The sequence below is a fragment of the Methylophaga sp. UBA4204 genome (genome assembly GCF_002379485.1).
GTDB lineage: Bacteria > Pseudomonadota > Gammaproteobacteria > Nitrosococcales > Methylophagaceae > Methylophaga.
Genome location: NZ_DFTU01000030.1, coordinates 11,489 through 13,608, shown reverse-complemented (window position 1 = coordinate 13,608; position 2,120 = coordinate 11,489). Strand labels below are relative to the sequence as shown.

1 protein-coding gene is annotated in these 2,120 nt (G+C 52.6%); it reads right to left on the bottom strand.

What is annotated here, in order from left to right:
- On the bottom strand, window positions 1-2,034 hold a 2,034-nt coding region (locus B3182_RS03640; protein WP_292751597.1), incomplete at its 3' end, for an efflux RND transporter permease subunit.
- Window positions 2,035-2,120 lie beyond the last annotated feature (86 nt).

Sequence of the window (2,120 nt, the reverse complement as noted above, 5' to 3'; positions counted from 1 at the left end):
CGGGCCGAACAGTTTGATGGCGACATCACCACGCGAGCCGGTGAGCATCTCCGATACACGCATGTCGATTGGTTGCGTAAATCCATAGTTGAGCCCAACGAAACGATCCATGACCTCGCGAAGGTGTTGTTCAAGTTCTGTCTTGGTAGCGACGCGCCATTCCTCGACCGGACGCAGCTGCAGGAAAATATCAGTCTCGTTCAGTCCCATCGGATCCATGCCCATTTCATCCGAACCGATGCGAGAGACGATGCGTGCTACTTCCGGAACCTCATCAAGAATCGCACGTTCGATCTGAAGCACGATACGAGTGTTTGCCTCAAGACTGATCGAAGGAATTGTTTCCAGCTGGATGAGAATGTCACCCTCATCCATAGTTGGCATGAAGGTCTTGCCAACCAGTGGAAACACCACAAAGCTGGCGGCCAGTAATACTCCTGCAGCCCCTAAAACCAGGGCAGGGTGAAGTAATGCCTTGCGCAGCATAGGTTCATAAGTTTTTGCCAGGGTCCTGCTCAGCCATGGCTCGGCATGAGCATCAGAGCGGACAAGGAATGACGCAATGACAGGAATCAATGTCAGGGATAGCAGCAGCGATCCCAGCAGCGCAAAGACGATAGTTAAGGTTACCGGGCCGAACAGCTTCCCTTCAAGCCCTTCCAGTGTCAGTAGCGGCAGGAACACGATGACGATGATAATGATGCCGGAGGTCACAGGTGCTGCCACATCACGCACTGCACGGTAGATAATATGCAGGTGTGGCAGTCGGCGTGTGCCGCGCTGATGCGCGAGGGATGACACAATGTTTTCGACGATCACGATGGATGAGTCGACCAGCATGCCGATGGCGATAACCAGCCCCCCCAGGCTCATCAAATTGGCTGACATTCCCATCTTTCCCATCATGAGAAAAGTGAACAAGGCGGATAAGGGAAGGATGATAGCCACAGTGAGAGCGGCACGCACATTGCCAAGGAACAAACCAAGCAGAATGATAACCAAAACTACAGCTTCCAGAAGGGCAGAGGATACCGTACCTACGGCACTTTCGATCAGTACCGTACGATCATAAAAAACTCTGATCTGTGTGCCTTCTGGTAAGGTGTCTTGCAACGTCTGAAGCCTGGATTTAACGCCTTGCACAACTTCACGGGAATTGGCACCACGCAGCCCGATAACCAGACCCTGTACGGCTTCTGCTCCACCATCCGCCGTAACTGCGCCATAGCGCTCCATACTCCCAGTGGAGATACGTGCCACTTCGGCTAGCGGAATGCGATCACCCTCAGCGTTGACGACGAATGTATTGCTGATGTCTTCAAAGCCGTTAATCGCCCCTTCTACACGAACCAGAATGACTTCCTCTCCCTGGTCGATCCGTCCGGCACCATCATTTTTGTTGTTGGCGCTGAGTGCGTCGGCGATATCCTGCAAGTTAACACCCATTGCTCTCATGGCTTCACGAATAGGTTTGACTTCATAGGTGCGCACAAAGCCGCCGAGCGAGTTCACATCAGCAACTCCGGGCACGTTACGCAGCGCCGGACGAATGGTCCAGTCGAGCAGGAAGCGCTTTTCCTCCAGTGTCATGGAGGGATTGTCGATGGTAAACATAAACATGTCGCCCAGTGGTGTGCTCATCGGTGCCAGTCCACCGCTGATGCCTCCGGGGAGATTGTCCCAGACATTGCTGAGCCGTTCGCTAACCTGCTGGCGCGCCCAGTAAATATCGGTACCGTCCTCAAAATCCAGTGTGATTGAGGTGAGTGCATACTTGGATATAGAACGCAGCATGGTTTGGTATGGAATACCCAGTAATTCTACTTCCACAGGTTGTGTGATAAGCGACTCAACTTCCTCCGGAGTCATACCCGGCGCCTTGATGATGATCTTGACTTGTGTTGGCGAAATATCGGGGAAGGCATCAATAGGTATATTGAGCAGTGCGCGACCACCAAAACCAATCAACAATATTGACAGCAATAAGACCAGCAGACGCTGACTGAGGGACCATTGAATAAGTGAAGACAGCATTATTCAGCTCCACCCAAACCGAGTTGAATCCCCTTGAGAACGGCGGTGCCCTGAATGGCGATCTCCTCGCCAACCGCAATGCCTTC